Raw genomic sequence first — 18948 nt, forward strand, 5'->3', positions numbered from 1 at the left:
GGGCGACCTGAAGTCGCCCTGTCTCGTCAGGCTTCGATAGCCATTCGGAGTTTCTTCATCGCGTTCTTTTCAAGCTGTCGGACGCGCTCTGCGGAAACGCCATAACGATCGGCCAGTTCCTGCAGGGTAGTTTTGTTGTCCTCATCCAGCCAGCGGGCGCGAATGATATGCTGGCTGCGCTCGTCCAGGCCTTCCATTGCGTACGTCAGCTTGTCGGCTGCATGTGACTCCCAGTTATCCTCTTCGATACCGTCGGCAAAATCAGAGGTTTTATCCTGGAGATACAGCACCGGCGCCATGGATTTACCTTCACCGCTTTCGTCATCAGCGGACATATCGAAGGTCATATCCTGAGCGGCCATGCGCGATTCCATTTCCCGCACATCTTTGCTGCTCACGCCCAACTCGCGCGCGACCATTTCTACTTCGTCCTGATTAAACCAGCCCAGGCGCTGCTTGGTTTTACGCAGGTTAAAGAACAGCTTGCGCTGTGCCTTCGTGGTCGCCACTTTCACGATACGCCAGTTACGCAGCACATATTCGTGAATTTCCGCTTTAATCCAGTGTACGGCAAAGGATACCAGACGGACGCCAACTTCAGGATTAAAGCGACGAACGGCTTTCATCAAGCCGATGTTACCTTCCTGAATCAGGTCAGCCTGAGGCAGGCCGTAACCTGAGTAGTTACGAGCGATATGAACAACAAAGCGTAGGTGAGACAGGATCAGCGTCTTAGCCGCATCCAGATCGCCCTGGTAATGCAGCCGTTCAGCCAACGCCTTTTCCTCTTCTGCCGACAGCATCGGCCAGGTGTTGGCAGCCCGAACGTAAGATTCCAGGTTGCCCAGAGGAGCAATAGCTAAAGTTTGCATTTCTTTGGTCATTCAAACCCTCACAAAATCAGTGGAATTGCCGCATCTTTCCTTAAGCGCACGTCACATTATGTCAACGTCGCAGGAAAACCAAAAGCAATCTGTGCTACTTGGAAAACAAAGTTATCCACAAGTTCAATTTTAGCAGTGAATATTTTACACACAGATGACAGCGGGGCAATATCCTCTGCACCCATTGTCGGCAGCAGAGGATGATTATAACAAAAAAATGTTGCAGAGGTTTACTGCGGCGTAAATCGGCGTAAATGTTGTACCGTAGCCAGCCAGGCCGCAACCCATCCAATAATCGCCGCGATCAGCAGCAGCAACAGTGCCTCATCCCAGGAGAACCCTTCCAGCGAGAAGGTCGTGCCAAACACCGAGGCAACATGGGCCACCACGGACTGCAAACGCAGGACCAGCACTTCGGAAAGAAGCAGCGATAACACGGCACCAGAGAAACCTAACAACGCACCGCCATACAGGAACGGACGCAGAATAAACCCGTCGGTCGCCCCGATCAACTTCTGCACGTTGATGGTATCGCGCCGGGCAAAAATGCTCAGCCTGACGCTGTTACCAATCACCAGGAACACCGCCACGATCATTAAGATACCGATCATGGAGGCAATCTGCCCCACCAGCCCGGTCAGCGCCGCAAGACGAGCAAACCAACTGTCATCCATGCGCACTTCGTCAACGCCCTGCACTTTCGCCACCCTGTCGCGCAGCGTTTGTAGCGTGTCGGAATTCTGGAAGGTAAGTTTAGGCGTAATAATGACCACGGCCGGGAGAGGATTCTGCTCCAGCATATCCATCGCGCCGCCAAAGCCTGACCAGTTACGGAATTCGTTCAGGGCTTCTTCGCGCGTAAGGTAGTTAACGTGGTCCACGCCATCGACCTGCTTCAGCTGAGTCGTCACATTTTCGGCGGCGGCATCATCCAGCGTTTTGGAGAGATAGACCGTCAGCTGCGGCGCGGGATACCACTGAGTGGCGGCCTGGCTAACGTTTTTCCACACCATGTAACACACGCTGGGCAACGTCAGAGAGATCGCAATAACCATCACCGTCAGCAACGTCGCTAACGGCTGACGCCACATGTCAGACAACGTACCGCGCAGCGCATAGCGCCACTGCTCCTGCCAGCCGCCGCGTAACGCTTTGCTTTTCGACGGTTGCTTCGCCTTCGGCGCGGCCGCGCGTTTGTTGCGTTTATTGACCATCGTGGCCTCCGTGCAGGCGTCCTTTATTTAGCGTCATCACCCGATAATTTCGGCGACCGATTAGCCCCACATCGTGTGTCGCCATCAGGACCGTCACCCCAACGCGGTTAAACTCTTCAAACAGGCGCAGGATGTCTTCAGACAGCGCCTCATCCAGGTTACCGGTTGGTTCATCAGCCAACAGCACCGCCGGTTTATTCACCACGGCGCGTGCAATACCCACGCGCTGCTGTTCACCACCGGAAAGTTGAATAGGATAACTTTTCGCTTTGTCGAGCAGGCCCACTTTATCTAGCGCGGCTGAAACACGCCGCCGGATATCTTCCCCGCTGGCACCGGAGATGATCAGCGGAATGGCCACGTTGTCATAGACAGAACGATCCATCAGCAGGTGGTGATCCTGAAAGATCATACCAATCTGACGGCGCAGAAACGGCACCTCGCTGTTACGCAGGCGTGAAATATCATGCCCGCTAAACCAGATTTGTCCGGCGCTGGGACGCTCAATGCCACAAATAAGCTTCAGCAAGGTACTTTTCCCTGCGCCAGAATGGCCGGTCAGAAACGCCATTTCACCGGGACGTAGATGAAAATCTACGCCCTGCAGCGCCTGACGTCCGCCGAGATATGCCTTACTGACCTCTTCAAAGCGAATCATCCTAATTAGTCCTCTCGGGCAAACAATGCCTCAATAAAATCCTCGGCCTTGAACGGCCGTAAATCTTCGATGCCTTCTCCGACACCGATATACCGGATAGGGATGCCAAACTGATCTGCCACCGAGAAAATCACACCGCCTTTGGCCGTGCCATCCAGTTTTGTCAGGGTAATACCGGTCAGACCAACCGCTTCATGGAACAGTTTGGCCTGGCTGATGGCATTTTGCCCGGTGCTGGCATCAATTGTCAGCATGACTTCATGCGGCGCCTGCTCATCCAGCTTTTTCATGACGCGCGTAATTTTCTTCAGTTCTTCCATCAGGTGCGATTTGTTTTGCAAACGGCCTGCGGTGTCGGCGATTAACACGTCAACGCCACGGGATTTCGCGGCCTGAATCGCATCGAAAATCACCGAAGCGGAATCGGCACCGGTATGCTGCGCCACCACAGAAATGTTGTTACGCTGGCCCCATACCTGAAGCTGTTCAACGGCCGCTGCACGGAAGGTGTCGCCCGCCGCCAGCATGACCGACTTGCCTTCTGCCTGATACTGACGAGCCAGCTTGCCGATGGTGGTCGTTTTACCTACGCCGTTAACACCGACCATCAAAATGACAAAAGGCGTTTTGCCTTCAACATTAAGCGGTTCTTCCACTTTCGCCAGAATGTCGGCCATTTCAGTTTTCAGCAGGCCATAAAGCGCCTCTGCATCGCGAAGCTGTTTACGGTCGGCATGCTGCGTCAGGCTGGTGATGATACGGCGCGTCGTTTCGACCCCCACATCCGCAATCAGCAGTTGCTCTTCGAGCTCTTCAAACAGCTCATCATCAATCTTTTTGCCACGGAACAGGCCGATAAAACCCGATCCCAGGTTCTGACGGGTTTTCACCAGGCTGCGTTTCAGGCGGGCAAAGAAGCCCTCTTTTGTCGGACGATCCTGCTCCTGCGTCACCAGTGGCGCGGCGGCTAAAGGAAGATCGCTGACGGTATCTGTCGGCTCCACCCGATCGGCGTTTTCTGGAACATCCTCAACGGCATCCGCGTCGGCCAGCGCCAGTGCGGCGAGTTCGTCATCGCTGAGCGGCGCCTCGTCTGCCTCCGGGACAGGTTCGGACTCAAGGATTTCAGGCTCGTGAGGCGTAACCTCCACGATATCCGCATCGGCCAGCGCCAGCGCGGCGAGTTCGTCATCGCTGAGCGGTGCCTCGTCAGCCACCGGGACAGATTCGGACTGAAGGATTTCAGGCTCGTGCGGCGTAACCTCCACGATATCCGCATCGGCCAGCGCCAGTGCGGCGAGTTCGTCATCGCTGAGCGCTGCCTTGTCTGCCACCGGGACAGGTTCGGACTGAAGGATTTCAGGCTCGTGCGGCGTAACCTCCACGATATCCGCATCGGCCAGCGCCAGTGCGGCAAGTTCGTCATCGCTGAGCGGCGCCTCATCGTCCACAGGCTCGGACACAGGTTCTGCTGGCGTGATAACGCCATCATGCGGATCAGGCACGTTTTCAGCCGATGGGGTAATTGCTGTCAGCTTTACTTCGCTATCGGGATCCGCTGCGTGTTGCTGTTCAACGACTTTTTCAGTCGTTGCAACGGTCTCTTCCGCGTGGATCTCCGCCTGACTTATTGCCGGGGCTTCCTGTTCTGGCTGCTGGACTTCCGGTTGTGCAGTTTGTGATGCCTGCGCTTCCGTTGAGGGTTGTTTCTCTTCTTCTTTGCCAAATCCCAGCCAGGAAAAAAAGCCTCGTTTTTTCTCTTTTGCCATTGTGTAACCACACTCCTCGATGGCTTCATCCCGGTAGCACAATGTTCCCAGGGTTAAAAACAGTATTGGTGATAAACGCCAGATGAGCGTCAAACCGCAGAATTATGCATAACAGCAGCAACGCTGTAGTCTAACACTTTCCAGCCAGCTCACCACAGCACCCTTTTTTAACGTTTCTTCTCATCGTTTCGCCCGTTAAACTACGCAACAAATTATGAAGATTTGTGAGCAAGATGATAAAACCTCCCCGTAAGACTGGTGGTGCAGGCCAAATCCGCATTATTGGCGGACAGTGGCGCGGCCGCAAATTGCCGGTGCCGGACAGTGCCGGACTGCGTCCGACTACCGACAGAGTGCGTGAAACGCTGTTTAACTGGCTGGCGCCGTCTATTCAGGCGGCCAACTGTCTGGACTGCTTTGCCGGCAGTGGTGCGCTGGGGCTGGAAGCCTTGTCGCGTTTCGCCGCGTCGGCAACGTTACTGGAGCTGGAACGCCCGGTGGCGCAGCAGTTGGCCAAAAATTTACAGACGCTTCAGGCCGCCAACGGCCAGGTTGTGCAGACCAATACGCTGACATGGCTGGCGCAGAGCGGTAAGCCGTTTAATATCGTGTTTATCGACCCGCCGTTTCGTCAGGGCCTGCTGGAACAAACGCTGCAACTGCTGGAGAATAACGGCTGGCTGACTGCTGACGCACTCATCTACGTTGAAAGTGAAGTTGAACGCGGTGCTCCCCCGGTTCCAGCACACTGGGATCTATACCGCGAAAAAATTGCCGGCCAGGTGGCCTATCGCTTATATCAGCGCCAACAGGAGACACACGATGTTACTTAATTTAGGACGCCTGCTGATGCTGTGCGTATGGGGTTTTTTACTGTTTAACCTGATTCATCCTTATCCTAAGCCACTGACCTGGTTTATCAATGTGGCTCTGATATTTATGATTCTGATGCATGGTCTGCAGTTGGTCCTGCTGCGCACCACCCAAGGTAAAGATGCGCCGCCGATCGATCGTGTCACCCAGATAAAAGTCTTTTTGTTTGGCGTATTCGAACTGGTCGCGTGGCAGAAAAAAAACTTTCCACGTAAGTAAGTCGTCACGGCGGGCACCTGGCCCGCCGTCAGTGCCGGGCGGGCGTAAACTGAATAAAGCGCGAGCCCTGCAGAGTCAGTTCCCCTTGCGTGCCCTTGTCCATCAGATGGTAGTCGCTTTCACTTACCCGCATCTTAATATCGCTTTCGCCGTTCAGCGGATGAAACCAGGCCTCATAGCGCATTTCATCACCGGCGATCACTTCCCGTTCACGCGAGCGCCGGCTGGAAACAGAAAACTCACGTTTGGTTTTCACTTCGACTGTCAGGGTGCGAACCGGCGAGGCATCGTTGACGGCGGCTTCACGCCGCTGTTTGATGAACTGGCGAGTCGCTAAAACGGCGATAACAGCCAGCACAATGATAAAAAGTAGCGGTGGTTTCATAATATCCCAACGTTTCTCAGGTTACAGATGGCGTACATGGCGCGCTAAAGCATACAACCAGAGTTGACCGATTGTCACATCAGGCTGGCGTAACCTAGACTGACAGGAGTATTTCAGGAACTGTCACCATTTTTGGTCAATAGGGAGAAGCAATGCTCTGGTCCTTTCTCGCGGTACTTTTCTCCGGCTGGCTGTATGTGGATGCCTCTTACCGGGGACCTCAATGGCAACGCTGGTTATTCAAGCCGGTAACCTTACTGCTGTTAGTCGGCCTCGCCTGGCAAGCCCCCACGCGCAACACGTCAGACTATCTGATTGTGGCCGGGCTGGTCGCCACACTTGTCGGCGATACGCTGACGCTGCTTCCACGTCAGCAGACGCTCTACGCGCTGGGCGCGTTTTTCCTGTCGCATCTGCTCTATACGCTGTGCTTCGCCGCCAACATGACGATGAGTTTCTACTGGCCCATTCCGCTGACCTTTTTGATCATCGGGGTTGTCGTGATTGGCATTCTGTGGAGCAAGCTGGAAACGCTACGCTGGCCGGTCTGTACGCTTATTGGCATGACGCTGGTGATGAACTGGATGGCGGCAGAGCAATATTTTTTCCGTCCCAGCGATTACAGCTTTTCGATTCTCGTCGGTTCGGCCCTGCTTCTTTTGGCCAATATTGTGTGGTTTATCAGCCATTACCGTCGCCGCTTTAGCGCGGACAGCGCCATCGTCGCAGCCTGCTATTTCGCGGGCCACTTTATGATTGTCCGCTCCCTGTGGATTTACTAAGAAAGCGTCACAATAAATCTGAAGATGGAATAAACCGTCGGGTGTAAGATAAGGCGTGGGCATGGTGCCCACGTCTTCCGGAGGTTATATGCATCAACATCATGCTTGTGGCTGCGGTAAGCCCTGCGGTACGCACCGTGCCGCAAAACCGCTTTGTGCAATCCGCCCTGTTCGTTCCGGTACGCTGTCTGTTACTGCGGCAACGCCTGAAATTTCTGACGGCAATGGCTGCGGTGGTGACTGCGCGTGCGGCAGTTCATCCAGCAGTGAAGCCAATGACGAAGGTGACCGACGACGGTCCTCAGATGCTTTTCAGTTCAGCTGGCTGGTCAGCGGCATGGACTGCCCCAGCTGTGCCCGCGCTATCGAAACGGCCGTTCGTCAGCTTCCTGACGTCACCCAGGCCCGCGTCGTATTCTCCAGTGAGAAGCTGATTGTTGACGCCCGCGCACCGGTTCAAGGCGCGATAGAAGACGCCGTCAGAAAAGCCGGATTTCAACTCTCCTCCGCCGCTGCTTACGCTTCTTCACTCGCCTCCTGGCAAACACATATCCCCCTTTTTCTGCTCGCCGGGTTAATGCTGGCCAGCGTTGCGCTCAGCCAGATCAATGCTGTGTGGGGCGATCGATTATTTATTCTCACCACGCTGGTTGGCCTGGCACCGGTCGCGCGTAAAGCCTGGCAGCGTCTACGAACCGGCTCCGCTTTTACGATTGAAACCCTGATGACGCTGGCGTCGGCGGGCGCGCTGTTGATTGGCGCCCATGCGGAAGCAGCCATGGTGTTGCTGCTGTTCCAACTGGGTGAACGCCTGGAGGCCTATGCGGCAACCCGTGCGCGCAGTGGCGTGAGTCAGCTGATGGCGATCCGTCCCGAATCGGCCGTGCGCCTGCAAAATGGCGTTCGCAGTGAGGTTCCACTGGCGGCGCTGCAGCCAGGCGACCGTATAGAGGTTGCCGCCGGTGGTCGCCTGCCGGTTGACGGATGCCTGGCCGCGGAAAGCGCCAGCTTCGATGAAAGCGCCTTAACCGGCGAGTCTTTGCCGGTTCTTCGCATGCGGGGCGATAAGGTGCTTGCTGGCGCCACCAGCGTGGACAGGCTGGTGACGCTGGACGTGGTGTCAAAACCCGGCGAGAGCGCGATTGACCGCATTTTGCAGCTGATTGAGGAAGCCGAAAGCCATCGTGCTCCGGTGGAACGCTTTATCGATAATTTCAGCCGCATCTACACGCCAGCAATCATGCTGCTGGCGCTGCTGGTCATGGTCATACCGCCGCTGCTCGGCGCCGGTCCATGGCTACCGTGGATCTACAAAGGGCTGACGTTACTTCTCATCGGTTGCCCCTGTGCACTGGTGATCTCGACGCCAGCGGCCATTACGTCTGGCCTTGCGACTGCGGCGCGGCGCGGCGCTTTAATCAAGGGCGGTGCAGCCCTGGAACGCCTGAGTACGGTGCAGACGATTGCGTTCGATAAAACCGGGACGCTCACGGAAGGCAAACCGCAGTTAACCCGCATTTTGTCATTCGGCGATCTCAGTGAAGACGAGATTCTGCTGCTGGGCGCCGCCGTTGAACGGGGCTCCACGCATCCGCTGGCTACGGCAATTGTGGCTGCGGCCCAGGCGAAATCCCTGACAATTCCGGCAGCCGCACATCAACAGGCCATCGCCGGCAGCGGCATCAGGGCCGAGGTTGCAGGCCAGCGCATTGAACTGCTGGCACCGGCCTACGTCAACGCGCTGAACGCCCGGCAACTGGACATGATTAGCGAGCAGGAAGCCCAGGGCGAAACCCTGGTGATTGTGCTGCGTAATGGCGATGCGCTGGGTGCACTCGCGTTGCGCGATCGGCTGCGCAGTGAAACGCCTGCCGCGTTGCAGGCGTTAAAGGCGCTCGGCATCAACAGCATTATGCTCACAGGGGATAACCCGCGAGCGGCGGCTGTGGTGGCGCAACAACTGGATATCGCGTGGCACGCAGGCTTATTACCCGCCGACAAGGTTGAGCGGGTTCGCCAGCTCAGTCAGCATCAGGTTGTGGCAATGGTGGGCGACGGCATCAATGATGCGCCAGCCATGAAGGCGGCCACGCTGGGCATCGCCATGGGCAGCGGCACCGATGTCGCGCTGGAAGCAGCCGATGCGGCCCTGACGCGCAATCAGCTTAGCCATCTGGCTCCGATGATCGGTCTGGCGCGTCGCACCCGGGCAATTATTCGTCAGAATATCGGCATTGCGTTAGGGCTTAAGGCGCTGTTTCTGGTTACCACGCTTCTCGGACTGACCGGATTGTGGCTGGCGGTGCTGGCTGATTCTGGCGCCACCGCGCTGGTCACGGCGAACGCGTTGCGGCTGCTGCGCACGCGGGATTAACAACCTGACGGCGGCAGGTGCCGCCGTTATTCGCCCATCCCTTTCCTGATCAAAAACTGATAAGGCAACGTGTCGGTTTGCGCGACCAACAGGCGATGCTCCATAAAGCGGCAAAAACCGGGAATATCCCGCGTGGTCGCCGGATCGTCAGCCACGATCAGTAGCGTTTCACCGTCCTGCATCCCACGCACGGTTTTGCGAACCATCATGACCGGTTCGGGACAGCGCAGGCCTAACGCATCCAGTTGATGGTCGGCGGAAGAAAATGCATCACTCATCACGATCTCAATTCAGGTTGGCGGGCGCTTATTCTAGCGCGTCAGCCCTTTGACGCAAGGCGATAACGATTGCGTTAAAATTAGCCATTGCATTAATAGCACACCAGGGTAAGATGCGGCCGTTTTTTGTTCATGAAACCGTAGTGCGCGGACCGATCTGCGCCCTGCAATGGGTTCCCTCACCCCACGATTAAAAAGGCTAACTATGCTCGCATTTACCCCGCGTCAGCGCACTTATGCGCTTTTCTGGCTGTCCCTGTTTCACCTGCTGGTGATTACCTCCAGTAATTATCTGGTGCAGTTGCCCGTCTCCCTTTTTGGTTTCCATACCACCTGGGGCGCCTTTAGTTTCCCGTTTATCTTCCTGGCGACCGATCTGACCGTCCGCATTTTTGGCGCGCCGCTTGCACGGCGGATTATTCTGGCGGTCATGGTGCCGGCGTTGTTTATCTCCTATACCATCTCCAGCCTGTTTTATCAGGGCGAGTGGCAAGGCTGGCAGGCATTGCAGCAGGTGAACCTGTTTGTCGCCCGTATCGCCTGCGCCAGCTTTATGGCTTACGCGCTGGGCCAGATTCTGGATGTGCATGTCTTTAACCGCCTGCGTCGCCTGCCGCAGTGGTGGATAGCGCCCGGCTGTGCCATGTTTTTAGGTAATATCAGCGACACGCTGGCGTTCTTTTTTATCGCCTTCTATAAAAGCTCCGATGCGTTTATGGCGCAGCACTGGGTGGAAATCGCCCTGGTCGATTACAGTTTTAAGGTGCTGATCTGCATGGTGTTCTTCCTGCCTGCCTATGGTGTGTTGCTCAATGCGGCGTTGAAACGTCTGGCCGAACGCCAGGCTCAACCACAGATACATTTCGGCTAACCGGCAATACAGCCTTTCCTGACAATCCGCTAAAATCTTCTGACAATACTCAGGTTGCGTTTGCAGCCTGATTCCTGTTGTATAAACGCCTGAGTGGAAATTTAAAAAGGGATTCTGATGCGTAATTTAGTGAAATATGCGGGAATTGGTTTGCTGGTCCTCGGCCTTGCCGCCTGTGACCAAAAGAAAGATGACGCGGCAAACGACAACGGCGCATCTGCCAGTCAGTCGGCACAAACCGTGACGCTGATGGATGGCAAGTTAAGCTTCGCCTTACCGCCGGGCATGTCCGATAAGAGCGGCAAGCTGGGCTCACAAAGCACCAATATGCACGTGTATGCTGATGAAAGCGGCGCGCGGGCGATTATCGTCATTGCAGGTGATCCCACTAACGAAGGGCTGGATGTTTTATCACAGCGCATGGAACAACAGCAGCGTAACCGCGATCCGCAGCTACAGGTTGTCTCTAACAAAGCGGTCACCCTGGGCGGCGAACCTGCACAGCAGCTGGACACCGTGATCTCAGCCAATAACCAGACCTCCTGGTCTTCCGTCGTGTTGGCAAAGGTGGATGGTAAGCTGATGACCATGCAGATCACGCTGCCGGGCCAGAACCAGCAGCAGGCGCAAAGCGATGCTGAAACGGTAGTGAAGAGCATTAAACTGAAATAACCGCAACAGGCCCTTGCCTGATATGGGTGTTATTTCAGGTTCCCGCCCTGAAAACAGCGAGCCGCGTGGGAAAGCACGTCTCCACACGGCTCGATTCTGGTTCTTTTCACGCCTGCTCGCGTGCCGTGCGCCAGTAATCAATCAAACGCAGATAGTTATCTTTTACAGCCGTTACCAGCGCCGCGTCGTCAATTTCACCCTGCAACCACTGACTTGAAGGCTGGGCAAAAATCGTCCGTCCCACCGCGAAGCCTTTCACCCATGGCGCAGCCGCAGCCGCAGCGAAACCGAGTTTCAGCGTCTCCTCTGGCGCATCCAGCCCGAGCAACAGGATACCGCGACAGTGAGGATCCTGCGCCTCAATCAGGGTGCCAATGGCCTGCCAGCTCGCTGTTGACAGGGGCGGTAATTTCCACCAGTCCGGCTTGATTCCCAACGCATAAAAGTGGCTCAGAACCGCCAGATAACAGGCTTCGTTACGGTCTGGCTGCCCCTCTGGCAGAATCACTTCCAACAGCAGTTCATGCCCGCTTTTGTTACAGCCTTTCCAGACATCCAGCAACACGGCATCCTGCTCTTCACGCAGTTCGGCGCTGTCATGCGGGTGATAAAACACCAGACATTTTACCACGTGCTCCATTGGCCAGTTGGCAAGCTGTGTGCCGATATTGCCGTGTTCAAGGCGTAACGGTCGGGATCCCGGTAACTCTATCGGCCGCCCGATCCATCTGTTCTTGCCGGTAATGGCGTTAAGCGTTCGTTGCCCGAAGGTGGTATCGGCCAGAATGCCGCTTTTGCTTTCAATGCCTGCCTGCTGTACCGCCTGCTCTGCGGCCTGGAGCAGCAGGAGCTTGAGTTGAGGAATGTGGCTGACGTCAGCCCCCGCTGCCTTGGCCATATCGACCAGTTGCTTACGATGGTCAAAGGCAAAGATATTGAGTTCCGGCCAGGCACGCTGCCGGGTGGTCACGCGGTGCAGGTGCGTTAATCGACTGTCCAGATCCGGACGCTTGACGGCGTTTTCGCGGCTCAGAAAATCGTCCAGTTCTTCTCGGGTCGGCATCGCCGGCGCGCAACCGTGGCGTGAAACCACCAACGCACCGCAGGCATTGGCATAACGGCAGGCCTGCTCCCAGCCTTCATCATTTAACCAGCCACGCAGCAGGCCCGACATAAACGCGTCACCTGCGCCCAGCACGTTTAACACCTCGACGCGCACGCCGCTGTGCAGCGTTACCTGCTCCCAGCTTTCCGGAATCTCATGTTCAAAGACAACGCATCCCATTGCACCCCGCTTACAGACCAGCGTAGCCTCACTGACCTCACGGACATTTCTCAGCGCCGTCAGCGTATCGGTGCTGCCGCCCGCGATATGGAATTCTTCTTCGGTGCCTACGATAAGATCGAAATAGTGGACGACCTGCTGCAGTTGCGCCGTTACCTCTGACGATGCAATGAAACGTGTTTCACCGTCACCCAGCGAGGTTAATCCCCACAATACTGGCCGGTAGTCGATATCCAGCGCCGTTCGCAGGCCGTTTTTGCGGGCGAGCTCCAGCGCCTTTAGCACAGCCGCCCGGGTCTGGGGATGTGACAAGTGCGTGCCGGTGACCGCTACCGAGCGGGAGGAGGCGATAAAGGACTCCTCGATATCCTCTGGCACCAGCCCCATATCGGCGCAGTTATCACGATAAAAAATGAGTGGGAACGTTTCGTCGTCTTTGATGCCGAGAATCACCAGGGCAGTAAGGCGTTTTTTATCCGTTATCAGCGCATCGGTATTACACCCAACCCTTTGCAGGCTTTCACGTAAAAAACGGCCGTTATGCTCATCGCCCACGCGCGCCAGCATGGCTGAACGCAACCCCTGAATAGCGGTGCCATAAGCGACGTTACCCGATGAACCGCCAAGATATTTGGCAAAGGACGTGGTGTCCTCCAGTCGCGCGCCAATTTGCTGACCATAGAAGTCTACGGCGATGCGTCCAATACAAATCACATCAAGACGCTTCTGTTGTGTACTCATGCTTCTGGTTTCCTTCTGTGATGAGCAGACACTGTGGACAAGTTGGATATCGGGGTCTGAAGGTGTCTGATTAGCGATAAACACAGTATGAGGAACAAATATTCCAAACTCAATTCAAAATGAAACTTACAATGCAATTATGTGAACCAGTTAAAAATCTGTCGCTCCCCGGTACTTTATCGCCATGCCCTGCGCACCGCGTACCACAAGGCGGCAGACTCACCGCCCGTCTTTTAGGGCTGACCTGACAATGAAATGAAATATCTTAAAAAACGGCAACTCTCACCAATCATTCCAGTTCCCCCCTTTCCTGCGTATTACGTGGGATCGGCAGGAATGTAAATTTGATCCCCCTCGCAAAATGAAATATTTCTTCTGTAATTGTATTTTATGAAAAATGCATTTGTTTATAATCCTCTGACATTTCAGTTATCCCGGTAGCTCTCTCCGTTACGTCACGCCGTTTATACGCGGGGCCGGACGCCGCTACAGCCAGCACGTTGAGGAAAGTTTATGGCCACCATCAAACTGACTACCGCACAGGCATTAGTTAAATTTCTTGATAATCAATACATTGACGTAGACGGGCATGAGACGAAGTTTGTCCATGGCATTTTTGCCATTTTTGGCCATGGCAATGTACTGGGTCTGGGCCAGGCACTGGAACAGGACAGTGGGGATCTGGTGGTATACCAGGGACGCAATGAGCAGGGAATGGCGCACGCTGCAACCGGCTTTGCCAAACAATCCCTGCGGCGTCAGATCATCGCCTGCACCTCTTCTGTTGGCCCGGGTGCGGCCAACATGTTGACGGCGGCGGCCACGGCGACGGCGAACCGAATTCCCCTGCTGCTGCTGCCCGGTGACGTTTTTGCCACCCGACAACCTGACCCGGTGTTGCAACAGATTGAGCAATCCTGGGATCTGAGCATCAGCACCAATGATGCCTTCAGAGCGGTCAGTAAATACTGGGATCGCATCAGCCGCCCTGAACAGTTAATGAGCGCCTGTATTAATGCGATGCGCGTGCTCACCGACCCCGCTGAAACCGGGGCCGTCACGCTCTCTTTACCGCAAGATGTGCAAGGCGAAGCCTGGGATTACCCCGACTATTTCTTCCAGAAACGCGTGCACCGACTGGACCGTCGTCAGCCCACCGTGGCCCAACTTGAAGATGCGCTGAAGCTTATTATCCGCAAACGTAAGCCGCTGATTATCTGCGGCGGTGGCGTCAAATATTCGGGGGCGGGCGAGGCGCTGCAGGCGTTCGCTGAACGGTATCAGATTCCGTTCGCTGAAACGCAGGCCGGAAAAGGGACGCTGCTATCCGATCATCCGCTCAACGTTGGCGGCGTAGGTGAAACCGGCTGTCTGGCGGCAAACCTGCTGGCAAAAGACGCCGATCTGGTGATTGGGATTGGCACACGCTATACCGATTTCACCACCTCATCGAAATGGATTTTCCGGCATCCGGAAGTGAGCTTTCTTAACATCAACGTCAGCAATTTTGACAGCTACAAACTGGATGGCGTGCAGCTGCTTGCCGATGCGCGTGAAGCCCTGCTGGCACTCAGTCATGGGCTGGTTTCGCAGCACTACGGCAACGACTGGGGCACGCAGGTTGCCGAGGCGCGGCACCAGTTAGAAGAAGAAAGACAGCGCGTGTATCACGTTACACATAACGATGCTGAATTTGTGCCCGAGATTGCCGACCATCTGGACCGGGACGCCGTCTACGCCGAATTCAATCGCTTGACGCAGTCTCTGCTGACCCAGAGCAGTGTCTTGGGTACCCTCAACCAACATTTGCCTGCCGATGCCGTCATCGTCGGTGCTGCAGGCAGCCTGCCCGGCGACCTGCAACGCGTCTGGCGCACGCGCGGCTATAACGGCTATCACCTCGAATACGGCTATTCCTGTATGGGATATGAAGTGAATGCGGCGTTAGGCGTTAAGCTTGCGGAGCCCCAGCGGGAAGTCTATGCCCTGGTCGGCGACGGCTCTTTTATGATGCTGCATTCCGAGCTGGTGACCTCCATTCAGGAGGGTGCCAAAATCAACGTGGTGCTGCTGGATAACATGAGCAATGGCTGCATTAACAACCTGCAAATGGAGCACGGTATGGACAGCTTCATTACCGAGTTTCGCTTCCGCAATACGGACAGCGGTAAGCTAAACGGCAGCCTGGTGCCGGTAGACTTTGCCGCAATTGCTGCCGGTTATGGGTGCAAGACCTATCGCGTCAGCACGCTGGAACAGCTTAAGGCTGCGCTGGACGATGCGAAAACACAGCAGGTTTCTACGCTGATAGATATTAAAGTACTGCCCAAGACCATGATTCATAAATATTTCAGCTGGTGGCACGTTGGCGTTGCACAAACTGCCCAATCGGCGCGCACGCAGGATGTGGCGGACAAACTGAATGCGCATCTGGCACAGGCCCGCAAATACTGATTTCCGGGCCGTCTGACGGCCCTTGTTTCTTCTCTTCGATTTAACCCTACAGGTGTAATTATGACATTGAAACTTGGTGTGATTGGAACAGGCGCGATTGGTCAGGAACACATTCGCCGCTGCAACAATGTCTTACAAGGGGCAAGAGTGGTCGCGGTATCCGATATCAACGTTGAAGGCGCGCAGGCTGCACTGCAACGGCTGAATAGTGATGCGCAAGTCTGCAAGGATGGCTATGAGGTGATTCAGTCACCTGATGTGGATGCGGTGCTGGTGACCTCATGGGATCCGACGCATGAAGAGTTTACCCTGGCGGCCATCGCGGCGGGTAAGCCGGTGTTCTGTGAAAAACCGCTGGCCATGAGCGCAGAGGGTTGCCGTCGGGTAGTCGAAGCAGAAATTCAGCACGGTAAGCGGCTGGTTCAGGTGGGTTTTATGCGGCCTTACGATGCCGGCTACCGGGCGCTGAAAAAAGTGATTACCGACGGTGAAATCGGCGAGCCGCTCATGCTGCATTGCGCGCATCGCAATCCGACGGTGCCCGAAAATTACAATACGGAAATGGCGATCACCAATACGTTAATTCATGAACTTGACGTACTGCGCTGGCTGACGAGTGACGACTACAAAAGCGTGCAGGTGGTTTTCCCGCGCGTCAGTTCCAAAGCGCGTCCGCATCTGAAAGATCCGCAAATCGTCCTGTTTGAAACGCAAAAAGGCGTGCGCATCGATGTAGAAATTTTTGTTAACTGTACCTACGGCTACGACATTCAGTGTGAGGTAGTGGGTGAAGAAGGCATCGCCAGACTGCCGGAGCCTTCGTCAGTGCAGCTGCGCAAACAGGCCAAACTTTCCAACACCATTTTAGTCGACTGGAAAGACCGCTTTATCGAGGCTTACGACGTCGAACTGCAGGCGTTTATCAACGACGTGAAAGCCGGGCAGTTAACCGGTCCGTCTGCCTGGGATGGTTTTGCCGCCTCCGTCGCCGCTGACGCCTGTATCAAGGCGCAGAAAAGCGGTGCCATTGAACCGATTGAAATGCCCGCTCGTCCGGCATTCTATAACTAAATCTCTCGCCTTTGGCAGGTAAACAATGAACAACGATAACGTAAAGCTGGCGATAGCGCCCATTGGCTGGACAAATGATGATATGCCCGAGCTGGGCAGCGAGAATACTTTTCAGCAAACCGTCAGCGAGATGGCACTGGCGGGCTTCTCAGGGAGTGAAGTGGGTAGCAAATACCCACGCGATCCTGCCATTCTCAAGCCAATGCTCGATATTCGCGGCATTCAGATCTGCAACGCCTGGTTCAGCACATTTTTTGCGCAGGGTGACAAAGATGAGACCCTTGAGGGTTTTACGGCGCACATGAATTTTCTCTATGAAATGGGTGCCCGGGTGATCGGCTGTTCAGAGCAGAGTAAAAGTATTCAGGGCACAGCACGGGCAGTGTTCGATCACAAACCGGTGTTTAACGATGACGAGTGGCAGAGAACGGCGGAAGGCTACAATACGCTTGCCGACCTTGCCGCCGCGAAAGGGATGCGCGTTTGCCTGCACCACCATATGGGCACCGGCATTCAGACGCCCGCGGAAATCGACCGTTTCATGGCGCTCACGCATGACAATGTCGGTTTACTCTATGATACCGGCCACATCTATTATTCTGAAGGCTCACAGGACGTGATGCTGGCAGTGCTGAAAACCCATCTGCCGCGCATTTTCCACGTTCATCTGAAAGACGTGCGGGATGAGATTGTCGCAGAAGTGCGTGACCAGCACCTGTCGTTTCTGGACGGTGTGAAAAAGGGCACATTCACCGTTCCAGGCGACGGCGTCATTGATTTTAAACCGGTTTTCAAAATTCTTGATGACTACGGCTATCAAGGCTGGATGGTGGTTGAGGCTGAGCAGGATCCTGCGTTGGCCAATCCGTTCGAGTACGCGGTAAAGGCAAGAAAATATATTCGGGAGAATACCGGACTGTAAGACTGTTATCCGCCTTGAAGAGAATGACCAGGCCCTGTGTAAGGCTGTGCCCTCATCGGATGCAGCCTGTTATAGTGGCCAGCTCGCCCGCGCGTCGTCCCTGTCGCGGTGAATCTGTGAGTCATTTCATAAACCAATGAAATAAAAGCTGCATACATAACAAAAAAATGAAATTTTCCAACCATCTGATATCATAGCGTTCATTATCCAGCCACGTTTTCCGCAAATGAGCAGATGTCATGAGTAATAATCCCTCCCAACTTTCACTGCTGCAGGACGAGATTCGCCGTCGCTACGAAACGCTGAGCAAGCGTCTGAAGCAGGTGGCTCGTTATATCCTTGATAACAGTAACAGTATTGCTTTTGACACCGTGGCCTCTATTGCGCAGCAGGCCGACGTTCCGCCATCTACGCTGATTCGCTTTGCTAATGCATTTGGCTTCAGCGGTTTCAATGAAATGAAACAGGTTTTTCGTCAGCATCTGATGGAAGAGACCGTCAACTATACAGAACGAGCGCGGCTGTTTCGTCAGACAGCAGCGGACGATGCTGCGAATTCGCCCGAAAGTCCGGCTGAAATTCTCAATGTTTTCACCATGGTCAACAGTCAGGCCCTGCAGCAGCTGGCCATGCAGGTGAGCCCGGACCAGTTAGACAAAACCGTGCAGCTTCTGAACGAAGCCGAAAATGTCTACGTAATCGGCCTGCGGCGGTCGTTTAGCGTTGCCTCTTATTTAGTGTATGCCCTGCGCCATCTGGAACGCCGTGCCTTCCTGATTGACGGGCTGGGCGGCATGTTTACAGAACAGCTTAATCTGGTCACGCCCAAAGATGTGGTGATTGCCATCAGCTGTTCACCCTATGCAAGGGAGGCGGTAGAAGTGGTCGAGTTGGGGGCCAAACGCGGTGCCAGCTTAATCGCGATCACTGACAGCCAGGTCAGCCCACTTGCCGCCTTCAGTGACGTCTGTTTCGTTGTACGCGAAGCCCAGGTTGACGGCTTTCGCTCTCAGGTTGCCTCGCTGTGCCTGGCACAAACGCTGGCCGTCTCCCTGGCGCTGGCGAATGCGCAGTCCGGTCAGCTCTCCTGACATGCCGCCAGCTGCGGCGGCTTTGCTTACAGGTCATACCTGAACACATGATACACGCGCCCTCAGTAAAGCCGGGAGCATGACGCCGCCGCGCGTCCCGGCGAGAAACGCCCTCTGCAGCAACAAAAAAGCAGCCCTCAGGCTTAATGCTGGTCACTTAGGGGGACCAGCCTTTTTTATCGGCATATTTCCGGGATCTTATTCGCCGCTCCCGCGGGGAGTTTCGTTCTCTTCGCCCCGGCAGTATCAGCCATCTCGCCCTTTTCATACGGCGTTCTCAGTTCGCCCGGAACCGTGCCCGGGGTAACTCATCAGGAGCCGCGATATCTCACTGATAGCTCTGCTGAAGCTCAGCGGGAATAAGATCAGAGAGCGAGCGGGCGCGTTCGGGAGAAGTGGAATGAA

The 18948-nt window shown here is 55.2% G+C and carries 17 protein-coding genes; 10 read left to right on the forward strand and 7 right to left on the reverse strand.

The features are described from left to right. Positions 1-26 precede the first annotated feature (26 nt). The 4 genes from rpoH to ftsY all read right to left on the reverse strand — a co-directional run bounded on the left by rpoH (position 27) and on the right by ftsY (position 4525). Positions 27-884, reverse strand: coding sequence for an RNA polymerase sigma factor RpoH (gene rpoH / locus QLG08_RS07770; RefSeq protein ID WP_013027559.1), 858 nt, complete (start codon positions 882-884; stop codon positions 27-29). A gap of 230 nt (positions 885-1114) precedes the next feature. Continuing rightward, positions 1115-2098: a permease-like cell division protein FtsX gene (gene ftsX, locus QLG08_RS07775; protein WP_014594806.1), complete on the reverse strand. Its 984-nt coding sequence runs from the start codon at positions 2096-2098 to the stop codon at positions 1115-1117. Continuing rightward, positions 2088-2756, reverse strand: coding sequence for a cell division ATP-binding protein FtsE (gene ftsE / locus QLG08_RS07780; RefSeq protein ID WP_013027561.1), 669 nt, complete (start codon positions 2754-2756; stop codon positions 2088-2090). Before ftsE ends, ftsX begins: the two co-directional genes overlap by 11 nt. A gap of 5 nt (positions 2757-2761) precedes the next feature. Next, a complete protein-coding gene (ftsY, locus tag QLG08_RS07785; RefSeq protein ID WP_282472877.1) occupies positions 2762-4525 on the reverse strand; it encodes a signal recognition particle-docking protein FtsY in 1764 nt (587 codons plus the stop codon). 233 nt (positions 4526-4758) lie between these two features. Here ftsY and rsmD point away from each other — a divergent pair, with 233 nt between their 5' ends. Together rsmD and QLG08_RS07795 are read left to right on the forward strand one after the other, a co-directional pair. After that, positions 4759-5358 (forward strand): 16S rRNA (guanine(966)-N(2))-methyltransferase, encoded by a 600-nt coding sequence (rsmD, locus tag QLG08_RS07790; protein ID WP_014594808.1) that lies wholly within the window; start codon positions 4759-4761, stop codon positions 5356-5358. Beyond that, positions 5348-5617 (forward strand): DUF1145 family protein, encoded by a 270-nt coding sequence (locus tag QLG08_RS07795; RefSeq protein ID WP_013027564.1) that lies wholly within the window; start codon positions 5348-5350, stop codon positions 5615-5617. The genes rsmD and QLG08_RS07795 overlap by 11 nt, the downstream gene beginning before the upstream one ends. A gap of 28 nt (positions 5618-5645) precedes the next feature. Here QLG08_RS07795 and QLG08_RS07800 read toward each other — a convergent pair whose 3' ends face one another. Beyond that, positions 5646-6002, reverse strand: coding sequence for a DUF2500 domain-containing protein (locus QLG08_RS07800; protein WP_013027565.1), 357 nt, complete (start codon positions 6000-6002; stop codon positions 5646-5648). Between the two features lie 152 nt (positions 6003-6154). Between QLG08_RS07800 and QLG08_RS07805 the strand changes: the two genes are divergently transcribed. Both QLG08_RS07805 and QLG08_RS07810 read left to right on the forward strand, forming a co-directional pair. Further along, complete coding sequence (locus QLG08_RS07805) at positions 6155-6784, forward strand: lysoplasmalogenase (protein WP_013027566.1); 630 nt, start codon at positions 6155-6157, stop codon at positions 6782-6784. 88 nt (positions 6785-6872) lie between these two features. Beyond that, positions 6873-9158 carry a zinc/cadmium/mercury/lead-transporting ATPase gene (locus QLG08_RS07810; RefSeq protein WP_210450388.1) on the forward strand — a complete coding sequence of 762 codons (2286 nt, stop codon included), beginning with the start codon at positions 6873-6875 and terminating at the stop codon, positions 9156-9158. Positions 9159-9184: 26 nt separating this feature from the next. Here the strand turns inward: QLG08_RS07810 and tusA are convergent, their stop codons facing one another. Then, entirely contained in the window at positions 9185-9436 is a 252-nt protein-coding gene (gene tusA / locus QLG08_RS07815; protein ID WP_014604827.1) for a sulfurtransferase TusA, read from the reverse strand. Positions 9437-9641: 205 nt separating this feature from the next. Between tusA and QLG08_RS07820 the strand changes: the two genes are divergently transcribed. Further along, on the forward strand, positions 9642-10307 hold the full coding sequence (locus QLG08_RS07820; protein ID WP_014604826.1) for a 7-cyano-7-deazaguanine/7-aminomethyl-7-deazaguanine transporter: 666 nt from the start codon (positions 9642-9644) through the stop codon (positions 10305-10307). Between the two features lie 117 nt (positions 10308-10424). Further along, positions 10425-10979 (forward strand): DcrB family lipoprotein, encoded by a 555-nt coding sequence (locus tag QLG08_RS07825; RefSeq protein ID WP_013027570.1) that lies wholly within the window; start codon positions 10425-10427, stop codon positions 10977-10979. A gap of 106 nt (positions 10980-11085) precedes the next feature. On the opposite strand, the gene iolC is transcribed toward QLG08_RS07825, so the two are convergent. Beyond that, a complete protein-coding gene (gene iolC, locus QLG08_RS07830) occupies positions 11086-13005 on the reverse strand; it encodes a 5-dehydro-2-deoxygluconokinase (protein WP_282472878.1) in 1920 nt (639 codons plus the stop codon). A 513-nt stretch (positions 13006-13518) separates the two neighbouring features. On the opposite strand from iolC, the gene iolD reads away from it, so the two are divergent. The 4 genes from iolD (at position 13519) to QLG08_RS07850 (ending at position 18543) form a co-directional block, all read left to right on the forward strand. After that, a complete protein-coding gene (iolD, locus tag QLG08_RS07835) occupies positions 13519-15459 on the forward strand; it encodes a 3D-(3,5/4)-trihydroxycyclohexane-1,2-dione acylhydrolase (decyclizing) (protein WP_019106369.1) in 1941 nt (646 codons plus the stop codon). A 60-nt stretch (positions 15460-15519) separates the two neighbouring features. Further along, positions 15520-16530 (forward strand): Gfo/Idh/MocA family oxidoreductase, encoded by a 1011-nt coding sequence (locus QLG08_RS07840; protein ID WP_013027573.1) that lies wholly within the window; start codon positions 15520-15522, stop codon positions 16528-16530. Between the two features lie 25 nt (positions 16531-16555). Beyond that, on the forward strand, positions 16556-17452 hold the full coding sequence (gene iolE, locus QLG08_RS07845) for a myo-inosose-2 dehydratase (RefSeq protein ID WP_013027574.1): 897 nt from the start codon (positions 16556-16558) through the stop codon (positions 17450-17452). A gap of 239 nt (positions 17453-17691) precedes the next feature. Further along, a complete protein-coding gene (locus QLG08_RS07850) occupies positions 17692-18543 on the forward strand; it encodes a MurR/RpiR family transcriptional regulator (protein WP_013027575.1) in 852 nt (283 codons plus the stop codon). The last annotated feature ends 405 nt before the right edge of the window (positions 18544-18948 follow it).

It is taken from the genome of Pantoea sp. V106_11 (genome assembly GCF_029967885.1).
GTDB classification, from domain to species: Bacteria; Pseudomonadota; Gammaproteobacteria; order Enterobacterales; family Enterobacteriaceae; genus Pantoea; species Pantoea ananatis.

Bases quoted from the DNA above. Each gene is read 5' to 3' on its own strand.
- QLG08_RS07805 (WP_013027566.1), top strand. From the start codon at position 6,155: ATGCTCTGGTCCTTTCTCGCGGTACTTTTCTCCGGCTGGCTGTATGTG.
- rpoH (WP_013027559.1), bottom strand. From the start codon at position 884: ATGACCAAAGAAATGCAAACTTTAGCTATTGCTCCTCTGGGCAACCTG.
- rsmD (WP_014594808.1), top strand. From the start codon at position 4,759: ATGATAAAACCTCCCCGTAAGACTGGTGGTGCAGGCCAAATCCGCATT.
- iolD (WP_019106369.1), top strand. From the start codon at position 13,519: ATGGCCACCATCAAACTGACTACCGCACAGGCATTAGTTAAATTTCTT.
- ftsY (WP_282472877.1), bottom strand. From the start codon at position 4,525: ATGGCAAAAGAGAAAAAACGAGGCTTTTTTTCCTGGCTGGGATTTGGC.
- QLG08_RS07800 (WP_013027565.1), bottom strand. From the start codon at position 6,002: ATGAAACCACCGCTACTTTTTATCATTGTGCTGGCTGTTATCGCCGTT.
- QLG08_RS07810 (WP_210450388.1), top strand. From the start codon at position 6,873: ATGCATCAACATCATGCTTGTGGCTGCGGTAAGCCCTGCGGTACGCAC.
- tusA (WP_014604827.1), bottom strand. From the start codon at position 9,436: ATGAGTGATGCATTTTCTTCCGCCGACCATCAACTGGATGCGTTAGGC.
- QLG08_RS07840 (WP_013027573.1), top strand. From the start codon at position 15,520: ATGACATTGAAACTTGGTGTGATTGGAACAGGCGCGATTGGTCAGGAA.
- QLG08_RS07820 (WP_014604826.1), top strand. From the start codon at position 9,642: ATGCTCGCATTTACCCCGCGTCAGCGCACTTATGCGCTTTTCTGGCTG.
- ftsX (WP_014594806.1), bottom strand. From the start codon at position 2,098: ATGGTCAATAAACGCAACAAACGCGCGGCCGCGCCGAAGGCGAAGCAA.
- iolC (WP_282472878.1), bottom strand. From the start codon at position 13,005: ATGAGTACACAACAGAAGCGTCTTGATGTGATTTGTATTGGACGCATC.
- QLG08_RS07825 (WP_013027570.1), top strand. From the start codon at position 10,425: ATGCGTAATTTAGTGAAATATGCGGGAATTGGTTTGCTGGTCCTCGGC.
- QLG08_RS07850 (WP_013027575.1), top strand. From the start codon at position 17,692: ATGAGTAATAATCCCTCCCAACTTTCACTGCTGCAGGACGAGATTCGC.
- ftsE (WP_013027561.1), bottom strand. From the start codon at position 2,756: ATGATTCGCTTTGAAGAGGTCAGTAAGGCATATCTCGGCGGACGTCAG.
- iolE (WP_013027574.1), top strand. From the start codon at position 16,556: ATGAACAACGATAACGTAAAGCTGGCGATAGCGCCCATTGGCTGGACA.
- QLG08_RS07795 (WP_013027564.1), top strand. From the start codon at position 5,348: ATGTTACTTAATTTAGGACGCCTGCTGATGCTGTGCGTATGGGGTTTT.